Raw genomic sequence first — 18,906 nt, forward strand, 5'->3', positions numbered from 1 at the left:
GGGACGGCCGGCCGCACGGCCCGGCCGGTGGCGGAGAGCGGACGGCCGACGGGGCCCCCGCCGAGGGAAGGACGACAGCGCGATGGGTCTCACCGTCCTGATGAACGCCGGCCCCTGGTTGTCCGTGCCGCCCCCCGGCTACGGCGGGATCGAGAACGTCATCGCCACCCTGGTGCCGGAGCTGCGGCGCCTGGGCGTACGGGTGGTGCTGGCCTCGGTCGACACCAGCACCCTGCCGGTGGACGAGAAGTTCTCCGTCTTCCCCGACGGGCAGTTCCACGCCCTGCAGCGGCCCTACAACCAGGTCTGCGGGGTCTCCCAGGCGCACCTCAACGGGGTGGTCCGCCAACTGCACCGCCGCGACGACATCGACCTGGTGCACGACCACGTGGAGGCGGTCGGGCTGGCCACGCTGGCCGCGATGGGGCCGGACACCCCGCCGGTGCTGCACACCCTGCACTGGGACCTGGCCAAGCACCCCGAGCTCTACGGCAACCTCGACGCCGGTGCCCGCGTCCGGGTCAACGGCGTCTCCGCCTCCCAGCTGGCCCGCGCTCCCCGGGCGCTGCGGGAGCACTCGGTGGGGCACGTGCACCTGTCCACCCCGCTGGCCGTCGGTGCGGACCGCGCGCCGCGCCCGGACAAGGGCGACTACGCGATCATCCTGGGCCGGGTCAACCCGGGCAAGGGGCAGGACGTGGGCGCCCGGCTGGCCCAGCGGGTCGGGGTGCCGCTGGTGCTCGCCGGCCCGGTCGGGCCGTACCACCGCCCGGAGGACCTGGCCGCGGCCGGGGACGAGGCCCGGCAGAACCCGGACGTGCGGTTCTTCTACGACGAGGTGGCCCCGCACGTCGACGGTGACCTGGTCCGCTGGGTCGGCACGGTGGCCGGGCGGGTGCGCGACGATCTGCTGGCCGGGGCGAAGGCCGCGCTGTTCCCGCTGCGCTGGGAGGAACCGGGCGGCACCGCCGTGGTGGAGTCCCTCGCGCTGGGCACGCCGGTGGTGGCGACGGCCCGCGGCTGCCTGCCCGAGCTGATCGAGCACGGGCGTACCGGCCTGCTCACCGCCGACGAGGACGAACTCGGCGACCTGCTGCTGGCGGCCAGTCTGCTCGACGGCGACGAGTGCCGGCGGGAGGCCGCGACCCGGTTCACCCCGGCACTGATGGCGCAGAAGTACGTCGACCTGTACGAGCGGGTTCGGCAGGGCGTCCGGGCCCGGCAGTTGCAGGTCGCCTGAGGCGTACCCCCTGCTCTGCTGGGCCCGGACCGGGCCCGTTTGCGGCGCGAGCGGGCGGGAAGGCCACGACGCGACGGAGGGAGCCCGCGATGGCCGGTCCGATGGCCCACTCCCGGGCCCGGCGCAACCCGGCGGACGGCCGCGCGCCGGTACGCCGGGCCGGCGCCACGGTCGGGACGGTGTTCCTGCTGATCGGGGCCCTCGGTTTCCTGCCCGGGATCACCAGCGACTACGGCGACCTGCGGCTGGCCGGGCACCAGTCCGGCGCCGAACTGTTCGGCGTGTTTCAGGTGTCGGTGCTGCACAACCTGCTGCACCTGGGTTTCGGGGTGGCCGGCCTGGCGCTGTCGCGGACCGTCCGGCTGGCGCGCGCCTACCTGGTCGGTGGCGGCGCGGTCTACCTCGTGCTCTGGCTCTACGGGCTGGCCGTCGACGAGCGCAGCGCGGCGAACGTCATTCCGGTCAACGCCGCCGACGACGCGCTGCACCTCGGGCTCGGGCTCGGGATGCTCGCGCTCGCCCTGCTCGCCGGGCGGGACGGGGATCGCCGTTGATCCGGGCCCGGTATCCGGTCGGTCCGGTTTCACCCGCCGGGGCTCCGGGTACCTGGCTGGATCTGAGCCGCGAGCGGGAACCGAGGGGTCCGATGGCGAGCCGGATCATTTGCGAGGTCCGCGACGAGTCACCCGTGACCGTCGTACGCCTCCACGGGGAGCTCGACCTGGGCACGATGCGCTCGGTGCACACGGTGCTGGACCGCTGCCTCACCACCCAGCCGGACGCGCTGGTGGTCGACCTGCAGGGCGTCACCGTCGCCGACCGGCTCGCGCTGTCCGTCTTCGCCGCCACGGCCCGCCAGGCCGCCGACTGGCCGGCCGTGCCGGTGCTGCTCTGCGCGCCCCCGTCGGACGCGGCCGCCTGGCTCGCGCGGTCCAGCGCCTGCCGGGGGGTGCCGGTACACCGGGACTGCGCCGAGGCGACCCGGCTGGCCGGCCGGACCGCCGCACCACGACTGCGTGCTGGGCTGGAGCCGGTGGCGAGCGCCTGCCGGCGGGCCCGGGAGCTGGTTGGCGAGGCCTGCGGCCGGTGGAACGTGCCGGAGCTGGTCGGTCCGGCCTCGCTGGTGCTCAGCGAACTGGTCGGCAACGTGGTGCGGCACGCCCACACGCCGATGCAGGTGACGCTGACGCTGCGCCGGCCGTACCTGCACGTGGCGGTGAGCGACGGCAGCCGGAGCGCGGCCCGGGCGACCAGCCCGGGGCTGTGCGCCGAGGGTGGGCGCGGGCTGCTGCTGGTCCGGGAGTTGGCGCAGCGCTGGGGCAGCTTTCCACTCGCCGACGGAAAGGTCGTCTGGGCCGTCGTGCCGGCGAATTGACCGAAATTCCCTCTCTCGCCTGGTTACATGGGTAGAAGGGCGGGCAGTCGCGCCTGTCCTTTCTGTCGTGACGACGGGGTGAGAGCCAATGCCCAGACGGGTGACCACGGAGCCGGCGCGAGACCGTGGGCCGGCGATCCTGGCGCCGGCGCGGTTCGGCGGCTATCCCGGCCCGGTCCGGCCGACCCTGCCGGGAAGCAAACTGATCAAGCTGCTCGGCACGACCGACGCCAAGCAGATCGGCCTGCTGTACCTGATCACCGCGTTCGGGTTCTTCATCATCGGCGGCGTGCTGGCCCTGCTGCTCCGGATCGAGCTGGCCCGGCCGGGCCTGCAGATCCTCTCCCCCGAGCAGTACAACCAGGCGTTCACCCAGCATGGCACGATCATGCTGCTGCTCTTCGCGACGCCGCTGGTGTTCGCGTTCGGCAACTACATCGTGCCGTTGCAGATCGGCGCGCCGGACGTCGCGTTCCCCCGCCTCAACGCCCTCGCGTACTGGCTCTACCTGTTCGGCGGGACCATGGTGGTCGCCGGATTCGCCACCCCGGCCGGGGCGGCCGACTTCGGCTGGACCGCGTACAACCCGCTGAGCAACGTGGAGAATTCCCCGGGCGTCGGCGCCAACATGTGGGTGATGGGGCTGGTCGTCTCCGGCCTGGGCACCATCCTCGGCGCGGTCAACATGATCACCACCACGCTCACCCTGCGGGCGCCGGGCATGACCATGTTCCGGATGCCGATCTTCACCTGGAACCTGCTGCTGACCAGCGTCCTGGTGATCCTGGTCTTCCCCCTGCTGGCCGCCGCGCTGTTGGCGCTGGCCGCGGACCGGTTGCTCAACGCGCACGTGTTCGACGCGGCCACCGGCGGGCCCATGCTGTGGCAGCACCTGTTCTGGTTCTTCGGCCACCCCGAGGTCTACATCGTCGCGTTGCCGTTCTTCGGCATCGTCACCGAGATCATCCCGGTCTTCGCCCGCAAGCCGATCTTCGGCTACACCGGTCTGGTGTTCGCCACCATCGCGATCACCGTGCTGTCGATGACCGTCTGGGCACACCACATGTTCGGCACCGGTCAGGTGCTGCTGCCCTTCTTCAGCATCCTCAGCTACCTGATCGCCGTACCGACCGGGGTGAAGTTCTTCAACTGGATCGGCACCATGTGGAAGGGACAGATCACCTTCGAGACGCCGATGCTGTTCGCCGTCGGCTTCCTGGTCACCTTCCTGCTCGGCGGCCTCACCGGGGTGCTGCTGGCCAGCCCGCCGGCCGACTTCCACGTCACCGACACCTACTTCGTGGTCGCCCACTTCCACTACGTGCTCTTCGGCACCATCGTGTTCGCCGCCTTCGGTGGGGTCTACTTCTGGTTCCCCAAGATGACCGGACGGCTGCTCGACGAACGGCTCGGCAAGATTCACTTCTGGACGATGTTCGTCGGCTTCCACGCCACGTTCCTGGTGCAGCACTGGCTGGGCAACGAGGGTATGCCCCGGCGGTACGCGGACTACCTGGCGAGCGACGGCTTCACCGCGCTCAACACGGTCTCCAGCATCGGCTCGTTCGTGCTCGGCGCGTCCACGTTGTTCTTCATCTACAACGTCTGGAAGTCCTGGCGGTACGGGGCGCTGGTGACCGTGGACGACCCGTGGGGCTTCGGCAACTCGCTGGAATGGGCGACCACCTGCCCGCCCCCGCTGCGCAACTTCGACCGGATGCCCCGGATCCGCTCCGAGCGCCCGGCGTTCGACGCCAAGTACGGCTCGCTCGTCGCCAACCTGGGCCGCGACCTGCCGCAGCGCACCACCCGCCCGCCCCAGGAGTTCCGCGAGGAGCTGCGGCACGAGCGGCACGTCCCGGAGTCGCCGGCGGCCGAGGGCGCGCACGGCGCCCGGGAGGCGGTGGAGTTCCATCCCGCTCCACAGTCCGGCGCCCGGCCGGTGGACGTCCCGGCGCCGGAGGAGGTGCGCCGGCCCAGCTTCGAGCAGACCGACGCGCCGGAGGTCGGCCCGGAACGGCTGCCGCAGGAGACCGAGCGGTGGCGGCACCCGCACGGCAAGGACGACATCGAGGAGCACTGACCCGGGGAGTCCACCCCGGTGGGGGCCGGCACCGATACGGTGCCGGCCCCCATCTCTGCGGGCCCTCCCGCGTCCCGGCCTGGCCCCGCCGCCGGGTGGGTCGGTCGCCGCTGGGCATTCCGGCCGTCGGTGCCGCTGCCCGACGAGAAGCCACCAGAGACGCGGACGACCCCGGTACGGCGGGCGTACCGGGGTCGGGCGGACAGGACTCAGGCGTCGGCGGTGGCGGGCAGGCCGGCGGCGGTGAGCGAACGGCGTACCGCCGGCTGGACCCGGGTCAGCCGCAGCGGGACACCGGTGCGTGCCGCCGCGTCCCGGCCGGCCATCAGGGCGGCGATCCCGCCGGCGTCGACGCCGCCGGCGCCGTCCAGGTCGACCACCACCTCGCGGGGCTGGCCGGTGACCGCCTCCAGCATCACCCGGCGCAGCTGGTCGGCGCCGTCCCGGTCGATCTCGCCGCCCACCTCGACCACCACCCGGTCACCGGTGCGTTTCAACGCGATCCGGTTCCGGCCGGTCTCGGTCTCGGCGGCACCGTTCTGCCAGGGCGGCGGCGCGTCGGCGAGCATCGCCTGGCGCAGCCAGGTCAGCGCGCGCGACAGCAGCCGGGAGACGTGCATCTGGGAGATGCCGAACCGGGCGGCGATCTCCGCCTGGGTCTGGTTGCCGTAGAACCGCATGGCCAGGATGCGCCGCTCCCGCCAGGGCAGCCGGTGCAGCAACCCGCTGACCGTCACCCGGTCGTCGACGGATTCGAGCGCGTTGTCCGACTCGCCGACCAGGTCGCCGAACTCCGCCGAGCTCTCCCCGCCGACCGGCGCGTTCAGCGAGGCCGGGCTGTAGCCGGCCGCCGACTCCAGCGCGGCGAGGATCTCCTCCTCCGGGGTCTCCAGCCGCTCGGCCAGCTCCGCCACGCTCGGCGCGCGGGACAGCTCGCTGGTCAGCGCCGCGGTGGCCTGCCCGACCTCCAGGATCAGGTCGCGCAGCCGGCGGGGCACGTGCACCCCCCAGGTGCGGTCCCGGAAGTGCCGCTTGATCTCGCCGACGATGGTGATAGCCGCGTACGCGGTGAACGAACCCCGCTCGGGGTCGTACCGGTCGACGGCGTTGACCAGGCCGAGCCGGGCCACCTGCTCCAGGTCCTCCAGCGGCTCACCCCGCCCCCGGTAACGGCGGGCGAGCCGGCCGGCGAAGGGCAGGGCGAACCGGACGAGGTCGTCCCGCGCCTCCTGCCGCCGCTCGGGTGGCAGGCCCGCGATCCGCGCCGCGTAGGCCAGCGCGGCCGCGTCCAGGTCCTCCAGGCCGCGTTCTGTCGGCGGTGGTGTGGTCGTGGTGGTCTGTCCGAACATCCGCGCCTCCCTCAGGAAGGTCCCCCGCCCGGAATCGGAGCCGGTCGTGCGCGTGGTCGGGCCACGCACCGGGCCGGAAGTTGGGTCACGTGACGCGCCGGTGTCACCGGACGCGCGGGAGTGACGGCAGCGCACTGCGCAGCGTGGTCTGGCCGTCGCAGCGAGCGGTGTTCCCGCTCCGTAGGTACTCAATCACGCGACCCCGGGTTCGCGAGGATGTTTCGGCAGGCCCGTCCGGCGGGTCGGCGGGAAACCGCCGGGCCGGGGAGCCCCGGCGGGCTCAGGACACGGCCAGGCCCAGCGCGGCGCCGCCCGCCCGCAGGGCGGCGACCGCCTCACCCACGCCGAGCGGGGGCGGCACCGGCAGGTCGTACGGCTGGTTGCGGAGCACCTCGGTGGCCCGGCGGGTGGGCACCGAGGCGACCGGGTAGCCGCGGGCGGCGGTGCGGTCGAGCGCGCGGCGGCGGCGGCCGAACGCGGCCACGGCGAGCCACTGGGGCAGTCCGGCCAGGGCGGGCGAGCGCATCCCCGGCGACTCCGGCAGCACGTCCACCGAGCTGAACGGCTCGCTGCCGGCCAGCCACCACTCCACCCCGTCGACGCTGCGCCGGGTGGCGTTCTCGCACCAGTAGGGCACCAGCCCCGCCCGCACCACCTGCCACGGGTCGAGCAGCCGACCGCACTCGACCACCAGCCGGTCACCGGTCTTGCCGGCCCGCCGCAGCCAGCGCCGGTAGAGGTCGGCGACGGCCGCGCTCAGCGCCGTGGGCTGCGGGAAGAACACCTCGTGCAGCCCGTGGCCGTGGCGCTGGCCCCAGTGCCGCGCCGCGTCGACGAAGCCGGGCTCCACCCCGTGCTCGGCGGGCTCCCCGGCGGCGGAGACCTCCGGCGGCTCCCAGTGCGCGCCGTCGCCGCCGGCCGACCGGAGCACCTGGCGCAACGCGTGCGACTCGGGGTGGAAGTCCACCGGCTCCAGGCCGCTGCCCGGGCAGCCGAGCTGGAAGCTGTGCCCCTGCCCCTCGTCGCGCACCGGCCAGGTGCGGGCGTCGCGGACCACCAGCAGCCGGGCGGCGGGGTCGAGGCGGTCGGCCAGGAAGCGGGCGTACGCCCCGGGCAGGGCCTGCCAGCGGGCCACCAGCGACACGGTCGCCCCGGCCAGCGCGCCCCGGCTGGCCGGGCAGTGCACCTGCCGCACGTGCAGGTCCGGGTTGCCGGCCAGCACCCGGGCGGCGAGAGCCGCGCCGTGGTCCAGCGCCGCGCGCGGCCGGTCCACCGCGCCCCGGACCCAGTGCGCGGTCATCTCGAAGGCGGTGGGCAGCCACGGTACGCCGAGGGCGACCGCCAGGTGCACCGCGGCGGCGTGCGGGGAGCCCAGCACCACCCCCGGGTACCGGCGGCGGGGGTACTGGTCGACGATCCACCGGGCCACCCGCTCGGCGTCGACCTCGGCGGCCTGGTCGGGCGTGAGCGCGACCCGTCCGGCGGCCCGCGCGGCGGCGGCGCGGCGGACCGCCTCGGGCGCCGCGGTGAACCGGGACAGCGGGGTCGGCGGGCCGAGGTCGGCGCAGTCGGCGCCGCGCAGCGCCCGGGCCGTGGCCGCCACCAGCACCCGGGCGGTGCTGCCCGCGGCGACCACCCGGTCGCCGGCCAGGCCGGCCCCGTCGGCCGTGAGGCCCTCCTGCACCTTGGGCACCGGCCCCACCTTGCCTCGTTCGCTCACCACGCGGCCCGGCTTCCCGTCCCGATGGGGTCTAAACGGGGCATTGGGGGCAATGCTCGGGTGGGTGGCGGTACGCCGGTCCGGGGCGCTCCGGTGCGTCGCCGCCCACCGGTGTCCGGCCGCCGCCCGGGGTTTCGGCCCGACTGGCACGGGCACATCCGGACCCATGGGCGCCGAGCACCCCACCGCCGACGCGGCGGCCACCATCACCCCGCACGAGGACGGACCGCTGCTGGTGCGGGGCGACTTCGCCCTGGTCACCCGGACGGGCGCGGCATCGAGGCGCGGCGGGGCACGGTGGCGCTGTGCCGGTGCGGCAGGTCCGCGCTGATGCCGTTCCGCGACGGCACGGGCAAGGTGGTCGACTTCCGCGCGGGCATCGAGCGGGAAGGCTGAGCGGGACGGCTCGGGCAGCCACGGCCACCCGGGACGACTCAGGCGGCCACGGCCACCCGGGACGGCCGGGACGCAGCGGTTGCGGGGCCGTAGCGGCCGTCGGCGGCGTCGGACATCTGACCTCCAGGGAACGGCTGGGTCTCCTGATGCCCGGCCCGGCTCCGGCTAGACGAGGTCTTCCGCCTCCACGGTCATCCGGCTGGCGAGCATCCGGTCGCGTATCCGGCGGGCGGCGTCGCCCTCGGCGAAGACCCCCCGCAGGTCCGCCAACGCCGGTTCCGGCGGGCGCAGCGGCACGTCCGGGTCCACCACCGCCTCCAGTACGCAGGGCCGGTCCGCGGCGAGCGCCTCGTCCCAGGCCGCCCCGACCAGGTCGGGCCGGTCGACCCGCACGCCGTGCAGCCCCAGCAGCCGGGCCCAGCCCGCGTACGGCACGTCGGGCCGGCGGGGGCCGTCCCGGCCGCCGACCTGCCGGCGGCCGCCCATGCCGGACTGGTCGCGGTTATTGAGCACCAGCACCACCAGCCGCGGATCGGCCCACTCGTGCCAGCGGTGCGCCACGGTGATCAGCTCGGCGAGGCCGTTGAGCTGCATCGCCCCGTCCCCGAGCAGTGCCAGCACCGGCTGGTCGGGGTGGGCGAGCTTGGCGGCGACCGCGTACGGCAGCGCGCAGCCCATCGAGCCGAGGGTGCCGCAGAGCTGCGCGTTCACCCCGGGCGGCAGCTCCACGTGGCGGGCGTACCAGTAGATCACCGAGCCCACGTCGACGGCTACCGCGCCGCGGCGGGGCAGCCGGCTGGAGAGTTCGTGCAGCACCAGTTGCGGGTTCACCGGTTCGGCGGGCGCCTCGGCCCGGGCCCGGGCGTCGGCGTGCCAGCGGTCCACCGAGGCCTCGACGGTGCCGCGCCACTCCCGGTTGGGCTGGTCGGCCACCCGGCTGAGCAGCGCGCGCAGCGTCTCGCCGGCGTCGCCGACCAGCGGCACGTCCACCGGGTAGCGGGTGCCGATCCGCCGCCCGTCGATGTCGATCTGCACCGTGCGGGTCTGCCCCGGCATCGGGAAGTAGTCGGTCCACGGGTCGTTGGTGCCGACCAGCAGCAGCGTGTCGGCGCCGCCCATCAACTGCGCGGCCGCCGTGGTGCCGGCCTCGCCGAGCACCCCGGTGTGGAAGGGCAGCGCCTCGTCCAGCACCGGCTTGCCCAGCAGCGAGGTGGCCACCCCGGCGCCGAGCCGGTCGGCCAGCGCCACGATCTCGTCCTCCGCGCCCCGGCCGCCCTGGCCGACCAGGATCGCCACCCGCTGCCCGATGGTGAGCAGCGACGCCGCGGCGTCCAGGTCCGCCTCGTGCGGCAGCACCCGGGCCAGCGGCTCCCCCGGCGTCGCGGTGAGCACCCCGGCCACCTGCGGTTGCAGATCGGGTACGACGGCCACCTGCAACTCCCGGGGCAGCACCACACAGGTGGGGCTGCGGGTCGCCGCGGCGGTCCGGAACGCCTGGTCCAGCAGGGCCACCACCTGCTCGGGGGACCGGCCGTAGCGGACGAACTGGTTGCACACGTCGCCGAAGAGCCGGCTCAGCCCGATCTCCTCGTGCGCGCCGCCCAGCGGGCCGGTGATGTCCTCCCCGACGATCGCCACCACCGGCTTGCTGTCCAGCTTGGCGTCGTACAGGCCGTTGAGCAGGTGCACCGCGCCGGGGCCCTGGGTGGCCAGGCAGACGCCGATCTCGCCGGTGAACTTGGCGTGCCCGGTGGCCATGAAGGCGGCGGTCTCCTCGTGGCGGGCCGGGACGAACTCCGGGTCACCACCGGCGGCGTCCAGCGCCTCGACCACCGGGGCGATGGCCTCGCCCGGGTAGCCGAAGGCGCGGGGCACCCGCCAGGCCCGCAGCCGGTCCACCACCAGGTCCGCGACGGTGCGGTCAGCCATTGCCCCGCCCGGGTGTGCCGGCGTCGACATAGCGCAGCACGGCGCCGACCCCGTCGGTCAGGTCGGGCGCCTCGTCCGGGCCGAGGACGGTCAGCTCGGCGTCCGTGCCGACCAGGGCTCGGACCAGGGCCGCGTCGGCGCGGACCCGCTGCGGATCGCGCACGGCGGCGAGCCGCCCGGGGTCGGTGGCGATGTCGGTGGGCTCGGGCCCGATCCAGAGCTGCCCGGTCGCCGACGGGTCGTCGACGATGAGCATCGTGTCGACCTGGTTGCGCTGCAACGCGGAGACAACGGCCTCCAGCCCGGCACCCACGTCCTCCTGCATGCCGAAGCGGTCCATGGCCGCGGTGACGTGCTGTTGGGCGACCTCGGCGATGGTCTGCACGGTGAGGTCGTCCATCGCCGCCGGGTCGGCGCCGCCGGTACGCGAGCCCGCGTCGGTGCGGACCATCACGTCCTGCCAGCGTTCCGGCAGCTGCGCGGCGATCATGCCGGTGGCCCGGATGTCGCCGGCGACCACGACCACGTCGGCGCCGACCCGCTCGGCCAGCTCCGCCGTGGCCGCCGCGGCGTCGCCAGCGTTGTGGTGCCACGCCTCCATGGCGGCGCGCTGGTAGCGGGACTGCGACCAGCCGCCGGGGTTGACCTGATGCAGCTGGTAGCTCTCCCGGCCGGTGACACGGGCCCGTCGGGGCACCCCGCCGGCGCTGACCGCCACCGCGTCGGCCCCGGTACGGTCGGCCAGCACCCGCACCCAGGCAACCTGCTCGCCCCGCTGGGCCAGCATCGGCATCACGTGCGGCAACGGGGCCCAGGCGGCCAGGTCGCGCCGTGGCGGGGCGGAGAGGTACTCGGAGAGGACCACCCTGCCCCGGGTGGCGAAGACGGCCAGCCCGTAGTCGCCCGGCATCGGGTCGTGACCCCGGACCACCCGGTCCAGCGCCGCGATGGTGGGCTCGTCCGCGCCGTCGGCGGCGAGCTGTTCGGACAGGGCCCGCCAGCGCAGGTGGAGCGCCGGACGCGCGTCCTGGGTGTCCCTGGAGGCGTCCAGGTAGACCGAGCACCACGGCCCGGGTCGGGCGTAGAGCGGGCGCAGGAAGGACAGCTGCATGCTCGAGACCCCTTTCCAGCTCGGCCGCACGCTTACCCGCGCCGCCGGGGATGTCACCTCACCGGCCCGACCGCGTGACCGGGGTTCATTCACGTCGTTCGACCGGGACCGGCCGCTACCATCAGCGCACGTATCCGGACTCTCGGTGGGTGCTCATGGACAGCGATCTCCGGCCCCGCGTTGTACATCCGACGCAGCGGGTCCTCACCGGGCGGGTCGTCCGGTTGCTGGAGGGGTATTCCCGCGAGGTGCGGGTCGGCCAGCCGGTGCTGGTGGCGGTGCTGACCGCGGCGAGCGTGGTGGGCCTGCTGATGCTGCTGGTGCGCAGCCTGCTCTCGACCGGTGGCGGGGGCGGCGGCGCCCGGCGCGGCTGGAAGGACCTGAAGAAGGGTCCCGAGTTCCTGGTCACCCCGCTGCGGGTACGCGACGCCACCGGCCTGCTCTACGAGGTGGAGCTGCACGGCCACCTGCCGCAGAGCGCGCTGCACCCGGCCGACCACGTGCAGTTGACGCTGCGCCGGCAGCCCGACGCGGACCTGCCGCCCCGGGTGGAGCGGATCGTCAACGTCACCTCCGGGCAGCTGTTCACCCCGCGCACCGCGACCGTCTGGTCGCACCTGGGCCCGCCGCTGCTGCTACAGGCACTGCTCGGCGCGCTGCTGCTCGCCGGCGTGGCGGCGTGCTCGGTGGTCACCGGCTGAGGCGCCGGAGCAGCTGGCCGCCGTGCTGGCAGCGTTCCTGGCGGACTGAGGCCGGGTCAGCCGACCGGGGTGAGCGGGCGGGCCGGCTCGGGCGCGGTGCGCAGCATGCCCCGCCGGCGGGCCCAGCGCTCGAAGAACAGGGTGGCGAACGGCGGCACGGCGCTGACCAGCGCGACGGCGGTGGCGGGCAGGCTCCACCGGTGGGTACGGGCCATGACGAGCACCAGCAGCCCGTAGGCGACGAAGAGCCCGCCGTGGATCGGCCCGAAGATCTTCACCCCGATCTCGTTGCCGGGCGGGCCGTACTTGACCGCCATGCCGACCAGCAGGGCCAGCCAGGAGCACGCCTCGGCGATCGCCGCCGCCACGAACAGCCGGGTCGTCTTCTCACGCATCGCGCCATGTTAGCCACGCGGGTGGCGCCCGTCCGGCGGTTTCGCACCGGAGGCGACGGGGATCACGGAGGCCGCGAATGGGTAGGTAAGAGTCCTTCGGGTCTTCCCCACCCGCGCCGGGACGTGCGAGGTTGGGGGAACCAACGGTGACAGGGTGGTGACCATGGGCGCAGACGTCGGCGTGCGGACCTTCAGTCGAGAGGACCGGGCCCGCTATCGCGAGAAGGTACGCCGCTGCCTGGACGTCTTCGCCGAGATGCTGCGCGAGTCGCGGTTCGACGTCGAGCGGCCGATGACCGGGCTGGAGATCGAGTTGAACCTGGTCGACGACCGGTCCATGCCGGCGATGCGCAACGCCGACGTGCTGGCCGCCGTCGCCGACCCCAGCTTCCAGACCGAGCTGGGGCAGTTCAATGTGGAGATCAACGTCCCGCCCCGCCGGCTCGTCGGCACCGGCACCGCCGAGTTCGAGGAGCACGTGCGGGCCAGCCTGAACGCGGCGGAGGAGAAGGCCCGCACGGTCGGCGCGCACATGGTGATGATCGGCATCCTGCCCACCCTGCGCCCGGAGCACCTGACCGCCGCGACGCTGTCGACCAGCCCGCGCTACGAGCTGCTCAACGAGCAGATCTTCGCCGCCCGCGGCGAGGACCTGCGGATCTCGATCAACGGGGTGGAGCGGTTGGCCACCACCGCCGACACCATCACCCCGGAGGCGGCCTGCACCAGCACCCAGTTCCACCTTCAGGTCAGCCCGGCGCAGTTCGCCGACTACTGGAACGCCGCCCAGGCGGTCGCCGGCATCCAGGTGGCGCTCGGCGCGAACTCGCCGCTGTTCTTCGGTCGGGAGCTGTGGCGGGAGACCCGCATCCCGCTGTTCCAGCAGGCCACCGACACCCGCGCGGAGGAGATCAAGGCCCAGGGGGTACGCCCCCGCGTCTGGTTCGGCGAACGCTGGATCACCAGCGTGTTCGACCTGTTCGAGGAGAACGTCCGCTACTTCCCGGCGCTGCTGCCGGTCTGCGACCCGGAGGACCCCGCCGAGGCGCTCGCCGGCGGCGGGGTGCCGAAGCTGGCCGAGCTGCGGCTGCACAACGGCACCGTCTACCGGTGGAACCGGCCGGTCTACGACGTGCTCAAGGGCCGCCCGCACCTGCGGGTGGAGAACCGGGTCCTGCCGGCCGGGCCGACGGTGCTGGACACCGTCGCCAACGGCGCGTTCTACTTCGGACTGGTCCGGGCGCTGGCCGAGTCCGACCGGCCGCTGTGGTCGCAGATGTCGTTCAGCGCCGCGGAGGAGAACTTCACCAACTGCGCCCGGCACGGGATCGACGCGCAGGTCTACTGGCCGGGCCTGGGCTACCTGCCGGTGACCGAGCTGGTGCTGCGGCGACTGCTGCCGCTGGCGTACCACGGGCTGGACCGGTGGGGGCTGGACCCGGGCGAGCGCGACCGGCTGCTGAGCATCGTCGAGCAGCGCTGCCTGACCGGGCGCAACGGGGCGACCTGGCAGGTGGAGACCCTGCACCGGCTGGAGTCCGCCGACCACCTGGACCGGCCGGAGGCGCTGCGCGAGGTGGTCCGCCACTACGTGGACCTGATGCACAGCAACCGCCCGGTGCACGAGTGGCCGATCCCCTGACGACTCAGCTCCAGACCAGTGACAATCGATAGGTAACGAGCGACAGTCGATGCATGGTGACAGCGCTGACATCGCGTGTCACAACGTCCCCACGATGTACGTGAAGGACAAGGGGTGGGGCGTAGACGCCCAGGCCAACCAGCAGTTGACGCGTCGAGAAGTCCATCATCACCCGCTTCCAGGGCCTTTGCTGGCTCACGGGCCAGGGCGCGATTGACTGAAGCAGCCCTTAACCAGGCATCTATCCGGCCAAGGGCGGCCGAGGACGTCCCAGGGAGCCAGTGGCAACTGCGTTGCGAAGCAAAGGGTCAGCCGGTTCGCCCGGCTCGTCTACGAGGTCGGCCCGGCCGGCGCGGGCTCCAGCCCGGTCGTCTGACGCTGCCTGAGGTCCTGTCCCGCCGGTGGAGCCCAGACCATGGTCTGCTGGTGCAGGCGATGACCGTCCTGACGGATGCCGGGAACAAGTGGGGTCGGCCCGTGTTTGACGAAGCCCATATGTTCGAAGAAGCGCACGGCTCGGGTGTTCTCGGCCAAAGTCTGGAGGTGGCACCCTGGTGCGCCGGACTCGACGACCCGTTCGAGCCAGCGGCCCATGAGCGCCGCGGCGACACCCGTGCCGCGGGCCTGCGGGGCGACGTTGATGTGCAGGTGCGCCGGCCAGCGTGTGTCCACGAAGTCACCCGCGAGCGGCTGACGACGGATCATCACTCCGATACCGTCACGCGCCGCGCGTAGGAAGAACGCCATCGGCCGCCGCTGCAGAAACAGCCGGTGGCCGGTGATGGCACGGCTCATCCGCTCGCTGTCGCTCGGAAACCGGGTGCTGTCGAGGCACCCGGCAAGATAGCCGACCATGTCGCCATCGACGAACGCGAGGAACAGGGACTCGGGTTCAAGATCCATGTACGGAGTCAAATAGACGGCCGCCTCGGACTCCTCGTGGCCCCACAGTGACGCCGTGACCGCACCTTGGCCGGCGGGACCGAACAGCGCCCGCAATTCGGCGCGGTCCTGTTCGGCGAATGTACGGATCTCCGTCATCATGTCGCCTTCGTCCTCAGCGTCCTCAGCGTCCTCAGCCAGATCGTCACAGGGGGGATGCTACTGGCCAGGAGCCGACTCGATAATCTGACAGGTCGCCCCTCCCACAGGGCAGAAGCCCGCCGCTCATCACATCGTCCGGCAATACCGGCCAGGAGTGCGCGAGCCCGGTCCGCCAGTGCACCACCGAGTCCCGCGAAAGCCGCATCCGGCACGGCTCGACGAGACCCAGCCACCATGCCCGGGTGACCCAGCTCTCGTCGTTGTCCCGTCGCTACGGTGGCCAGTTCGCCGGTTTCGGCATCTAACGACGCATTTGTCGGCGTACTAACTGACGGGCTCTGGTGCTGATCTTGTGATGCTCTAATCGGTCATCCAAGATCCTCGGATGCCTTCGTCGTCTGTGGGCGTTTTTGTCCGGCTTAGAATCATAGGGAGCTCGACAATCACAGCCAGCGTGGTCCCAACCGTCCGCGTACGCTGCGAAGTCACGCGGACGTCAGAGCGCCACGATCGCCGCCGTCTCCGCCGGCAGCTCGATCCCGTCGCGCATCACCGTCACCCCGGTCCCGGTGGCCAGCAGCACGTTGCGCACCACCCCGGGCAGGTTGATCCGCTGCGCCTTGCCGGCGAGGTTCGCCACCACCAGGCACTCCCCCCGGCGCATCAGCAGGAACTGGTCACCGTGGCGTACCTCGACCCGGTCCAGTCGCGGGTCGGACAGGTCGGGCCGGCTCTTGCGCAGCGCGATCAACCGCCGGTAAAACTCGTACATCTCGCGGTGCTCGGGCTTGTCCAGCTCGGCCCAGTCCAGCCGGGAGCGCAGGAAGGTCTGCGGGTCCTGCGGGTCGGGCACGTCCCCCGGCGGCCAGCCGTGCGCGGCGAACTCCCGCTTCCGGCCGGTCGCCACGGCAACCGCCAGCTCCGGCTCGGAATGGCTGGTGAAGAACTGCCAGGGCGTGCTGGCCGCCCACTCCTCCCCCATGAACAGCATCGGGGTGAACGGCGCGGTCAGCAGCAGCACCGCGCCGACCCGCAGCCGCGCCGGGGAGAGGCTGGCGGACATCCGGTCGCCGGTGGCCCGGTTGCCGATCTGGTCGTGGTTCTGCCGCCCGGGCCGGAGCGCATCTCGTGGTCGGCGGCGCCGGGCAGGCGCAGCCGGACCCGGGCGGCCTCGGGCGCCCACACCGTGAACTCGGTCATGCGGCAGCCTCCACGGAGTCGGTGGGAGCCAGCAGGGCGACGGGATAGGTGCTCAGCAGATCATGAAGGAGCAGCTCAGACCCACTGTAGACCCGACCGGTGAACCCGTCCGCAACACTGTTGCCGGAAATCGACAGAGTGGTCCCCCGCCAACCATCCGAACGGACCAGGCCCAGCGGCAAGCGGGTGGCCACCGCGACCGCGCCGCCCTGTCGAAGGCGACGGCGTGCGCGCTGTCCGGTCCGCGTGCCGGCTGCGGCCGGTAGGTGGGAGCACGAAGCCGGGCCGCACCTGGACCTGGTAGGTCGACCCGACCCGCGTCGTCGGTGCCGCCGTCACGTCGGGTCGAGGGGCGTCGGACATGGTCAGACCGTCCTCTCCAGGACGATCAGGGAGCGGTCCGGCACGCAGATCGCGTCGCCCGCCTCGACGATCGTGGTCTTCTCCGGTTCCGGTTCCCCGGTGCTGACCACCAACTCCCACCGCTGCCCGAACTCCTCCCCCGGCAGCGTGAAGTCCAGCGGGGCGTCGTGGGCGTTGAAGCAGAGCAGGAAGGAGCTGTCCTGGTGGCGTTGGCCGTACTGGCCGCGCTCGCGGATGCCGTCGCCGTTGACGAAGAGCGCCACCGAGCGGCCGAAGTCGTTGCCCCAGTCCTCGCCGGTCATCTCCCGGCCGTCCGGGGTGTACCAGGCCAGGTCGGGCAGGCCCGCCTCGGCGCTGCGGCCGCCGACCGGCAGCCCGGTGAAGAACCGCCGGCGACGGAACACCTGGTGCCGGGCCCGGAAGTCGGTGAGCCGCCGGACGAACGCCAGCAGCTCGTGGTCGGCCCGTTCCCAGTCGATCCAGGCCAGCTCGCTGTCCTGGCAGTAGGCGTTGTTGTTGCCGCGCTGGGTGCGGCCCAGTTCGTCACCGTGGCCGATCATCGGCACGCCCTGGGAGAGGACCAGGGTGGCGAGGAAGTTGCGCCGCTGTCGGGCCCGCAGGGCCAGCACGCCCGGGTCGTCGGTGTCGCCCTCCACGCCGCAGTTCCAGGACCGGTTGTGGCCCTCGCCGTCACGGTTGGACTCGCCGTTGGCCTCGTTGTGCTTGTCGTTGTACGAGACCAGGTCGGTGAGGGTGAACCCGTCGTGGCAGGTGACGAAGTTGATGCTGTGGAAGGGGCGCCGCCCGTCGTCCTGGTAGAGGTCGGCGGAGCCGGAGATGCGGGAGGCGAACTCGGCGAGGGTGGCCGGTTCGCCGCGCCAGAAGTCCCGTACGGTGTCCCGGTACTTGCCGTTCCACTCGGTCCACTGCGGCGGGAAGTTGCCGACCTGGTAGCCGCCGGGGCCGACGTCCCACGGCTCGGCGATCAGCTTGACCTGGCTGACCACCGGGTCCTGCTGCACCACCTCGAAGAAGGTGGAGAGGCGGTCGACCTCGTAGAACTCCCGGGCCAGGGTGGCGGCCAGGTCGAAGCGGAAGCCGTCGACGTGCATCTCGGTCACCCAGTACCGCAGCGAGTCCATGATCAGCTGGAGTGAGTGCGGGCTGCGCACGTTGAGGCTGTTGCCGGTGCCGGTGTAGTCGACGAAGGACCGCCGGTCGGACTCGCTGAGCCGGTAGTAGCTGGCGTTGTCGACGCCCTTGAAGCTCAGCGTCGGCCCGAGGTGGTTGCCCTCGGCGGTGTGGTTGTAGACCACGTCGAGGATCACCTCGATGCCGGCGGCGTGCAGCGCCTTGACCATGCCCCGGAACTCCTGCACCTGCTGGCCGAGCCGGCCGAGCGCGGAGTAACCGTGGTGCGGGGCGAAGAAGCCGATGGTGTTGTAGCCCCAGTAGTTGCGCAGCCCCAGGTCGACCAGGCGGTGGTCGTGCACGAACTCGTGCACCGGCATCAGCTCGACCGCGGTGATCCCGAGCCGCTTGAAGTAGTCGATCATCACAGGGGAGGCGATGGCGGCGTAGGTGCCGCGCAGCTCGTCCGGGATGTCCGGGTGGCGCATGGTCAGCCCGCGCACGTGCGCCTCGTAGATCACCGAGTGGTGGTACGGGGTGCGCGGCGGCCGGTCGTTGCCCCAGTCGAAGTAGGGGTTCACCACCACCGACTTGGGCAGATGCGGCGCCGAGTCGGTGGTGGACATCCGGTCCGGGTCGGCCAGGTCGTAGTCGTAGACCGCCGGGTCCCAGGTGATCTCGCCGTCGACGGCCTTGGCGTACGGGTCGAGCAGCAGCTTGTGCGGGTTGCAGCGCACCCCGTTCGCCGGGTCGTACGGCCCGTGCACCCGGTAGCCGTACCGCTGGCCCGGCTCGACGCCCGGGAGGTACGCGTGCCAGACGTACGCGTCCACCTCGCGCAGCTCGACCCGCCGCTCGGCGCCGGTGTCCCACTCGTCGAAGAGGCAGAGCTCGATCTTCTCGGCGACCTCGGAGAAGATCGCGAAGTTGGTGCCCATCCCGTCGTAGGTGGCCCCGAGGGGGTAGCGCTCGCCCGGCCAGACCTGCATGTCGCTCCTTCGGCACATGATCATGAGCGCACCGGACGGCGTAGCCCCCGGTGCGCACGCCGCTAATGCCCCACGCCGCCTCCGGTCAATCCACCCGATCGGCGGGTACCCGATATCCACCCACCTGATGCCGGCCGGACCTTTGGGTGTCTTCCGTCACGATAGGCCTTTTCTAGGTGCGCGGTACCGCGTCATGCCCTTTGCTTGATGCGGACGCGCCCGCGCGGGTGGGTCCGCT

At 72.7% G+C, this 18,906-nt stretch carries 14 protein-coding genes and 1 pseudogene; 7 read left to right on the forward strand and 8 right to left on the reverse strand.

The features are described 5' to 3' along the window. Positions 1 to 82 precede the first annotated feature (82 nt). The 4 genes from AB0I41_RS10735 to ctaD all read left to right on the forward strand — a co-directional run bounded on the left by AB0I41_RS10735 (position 83) and on the right by ctaD (position 4,698). Positions 83 to 1,240: a glycosyltransferase gene (locus tag AB0I41_RS10735; RefSeq protein ID WP_357104678.1), complete on the forward strand. Its 1,158-nt coding sequence runs from the start codon at positions 83 to 85 to the stop codon at positions 1,238 to 1,240. A gap of 89 nt (positions 1,241 to 1,329) precedes the next feature. Then, positions 1,330 to 1,794 carry a DUF4383 domain-containing protein gene (locus AB0I41_RS10740; protein WP_357104680.1) on the forward strand — a complete coding sequence of 155 codons (465 nt, stop codon included), beginning with the start codon at positions 1,330 to 1,332 and terminating at the stop codon, positions 1,792 to 1,794. Positions 1,795 to 1,928: 134 nt separating this feature from the next. Then, complete coding sequence (locus AB0I41_RS10745; RefSeq protein WP_357104683.1) at positions 1,929 to 2,615, forward strand: ATP-binding protein; 687 nt, start codon at positions 1,929 to 1,931, stop codon at positions 2,613 to 2,615. Between the two features lie 88 nt (positions 2,616 to 2,703). Further along, complete coding sequence (gene ctaD / locus AB0I41_RS10750) at positions 2,704 to 4,698, forward strand: cytochrome c oxidase subunit I (RefSeq protein ID WP_357104686.1); 1,995 nt, start codon at positions 2,704 to 2,706, stop codon at positions 4,696 to 4,698. A gap of 209 nt (positions 4,699 to 4,907) precedes the next feature. Here ctaD and AB0I41_RS10755 read toward each other — a convergent pair whose 3' ends face one another. Then, positions 4,908 to 6,047 carry a SigB/SigF/SigG family RNA polymerase sigma factor gene (locus tag AB0I41_RS10755; protein WP_357104689.1) on the reverse strand — a complete coding sequence of 380 codons (1,140 nt, stop codon included), beginning with the start codon at positions 6,045 to 6,047 and terminating at the stop codon, positions 4,908 to 4,910. A 280-nt stretch (positions 6,048 to 6,327) separates the two neighbouring features. Beyond that, positions 6,328 to 7,731, reverse strand: coding sequence for a hypothetical protein (locus tag AB0I41_RS10760; RefSeq protein ID WP_357104924.1), 1,404 nt, complete (start codon positions 7,729 to 7,731; stop codon positions 6,328 to 6,330). Positions 7,732 to 7,933: 202 nt separating this feature from the next. Between AB0I41_RS10760 and AB0I41_RS10765 the strand changes: the two genes are divergently transcribed. Continuing rightward, complete coding sequence (locus tag AB0I41_RS10765) at positions 7,934 to 8,098, forward strand: hypothetical protein (RefSeq protein ID WP_357104692.1); 165 nt, start codon at positions 7,934 to 7,936, stop codon at positions 8,096 to 8,098. Between the two features lie 230 nt (positions 8,099 to 8,328). On the opposite strand, the gene AB0I41_RS10770 is transcribed toward AB0I41_RS10765, so the two are convergent. Together AB0I41_RS10770 and AB0I41_RS10775 are read right to left on the reverse strand one after the other, a co-directional pair. Then, positions 8,329 to 10,092: a thiamine pyrophosphate-binding protein gene (locus tag AB0I41_RS10770; protein WP_357104694.1), complete on the reverse strand. Its 1,764-nt coding sequence runs from the start codon at positions 10,090 to 10,092 to the stop codon at positions 8,329 to 8,331. Next, on the reverse strand, positions 10,085 to 11,203 hold the full coding sequence (locus AB0I41_RS10775; RefSeq protein WP_357104697.1) for a Vms1/Ankzf1 family peptidyl-tRNA hydrolase: 1,119 nt from the start codon (positions 11,201 to 11,203) through the stop codon (positions 10,085 to 10,087). Before AB0I41_RS10775 ends, AB0I41_RS10770 begins: the two co-directional genes overlap by 8 nt. 155 nt (positions 11,204 to 11,358) lie before the next feature. On the opposite strand from AB0I41_RS10775, the gene AB0I41_RS10780 reads away from it, so the two are divergent. Beyond that, on the forward strand, positions 11,359 to 11,904 hold the full coding sequence (locus AB0I41_RS10780) for a hypothetical protein (RefSeq protein WP_357104700.1): 546 nt from the start codon (positions 11,359 to 11,361) through the stop codon (positions 11,902 to 11,904). A gap of 56 nt (positions 11,905 to 11,960) precedes the next feature. Here the strand turns inward: AB0I41_RS10780 and AB0I41_RS10785 are convergent, their stop codons facing one another. Then, positions 11,961 to 12,299: a DUF3817 domain-containing protein gene (locus AB0I41_RS10785; protein ID WP_357104703.1), complete on the reverse strand. Its 339-nt coding sequence runs from the start codon at positions 12,297 to 12,299 to the stop codon at positions 11,961 to 11,963. A gap of 163 nt (positions 12,300 to 12,462) precedes the next feature. Here AB0I41_RS10785 and AB0I41_RS10790 point away from each other — a divergent pair, with 163 nt between their 5' ends. Next, on the forward strand, positions 12,463 to 13,941 hold the full coding sequence (locus AB0I41_RS10790) for a glutamate--cysteine ligase (protein ID WP_357104705.1): 1,479 nt from the start codon (positions 12,463 to 12,465) through the stop codon (positions 13,939 to 13,941). A 330-nt stretch (positions 13,942 to 14,271) separates the two neighbouring features. Here AB0I41_RS10790 and AB0I41_RS10795 read toward each other — a convergent pair whose 3' ends face one another. The 3 genes and pseudogenes from AB0I41_RS10795 to glgX form a co-directional block, all read right to left on the reverse strand. Beyond that, positions 14,272 to 14,985, reverse strand: coding sequence for a GNAT family N-acetyltransferase (locus tag AB0I41_RS10795; RefSeq protein WP_357104708.1), 714 nt, complete (start codon positions 14,983 to 14,985; stop codon positions 14,272 to 14,274). Between the two features lie 496 nt (positions 14,986 to 15,481). Next, positions 15,482 to 16,090 (reverse strand): annotated as a pseudogene (locus AB0I41_RS10800) (DUF3459 domain-containing protein); the annotation flags it as partial. 460 nt (positions 16,091 to 16,550) lie between these two features. After that, positions 16,551 to 18,668, reverse strand: coding sequence for a glycogen debranching protein GlgX (glgX, locus tag AB0I41_RS10805; protein ID WP_357104711.1), 2,118 nt, complete (start codon positions 18,666 to 18,668; stop codon positions 16,551 to 16,553). Positions 18,669 to 18,906: the final 238 nt, after the last annotated feature.

Source organism: Micromonospora sp. NPDC050200 (assembly GCF_040656135.1).
GTDB lineage: Bacteria > Actinomycetota > Actinomycetes > Mycobacteriales > Micromonosporaceae > Micromonospora.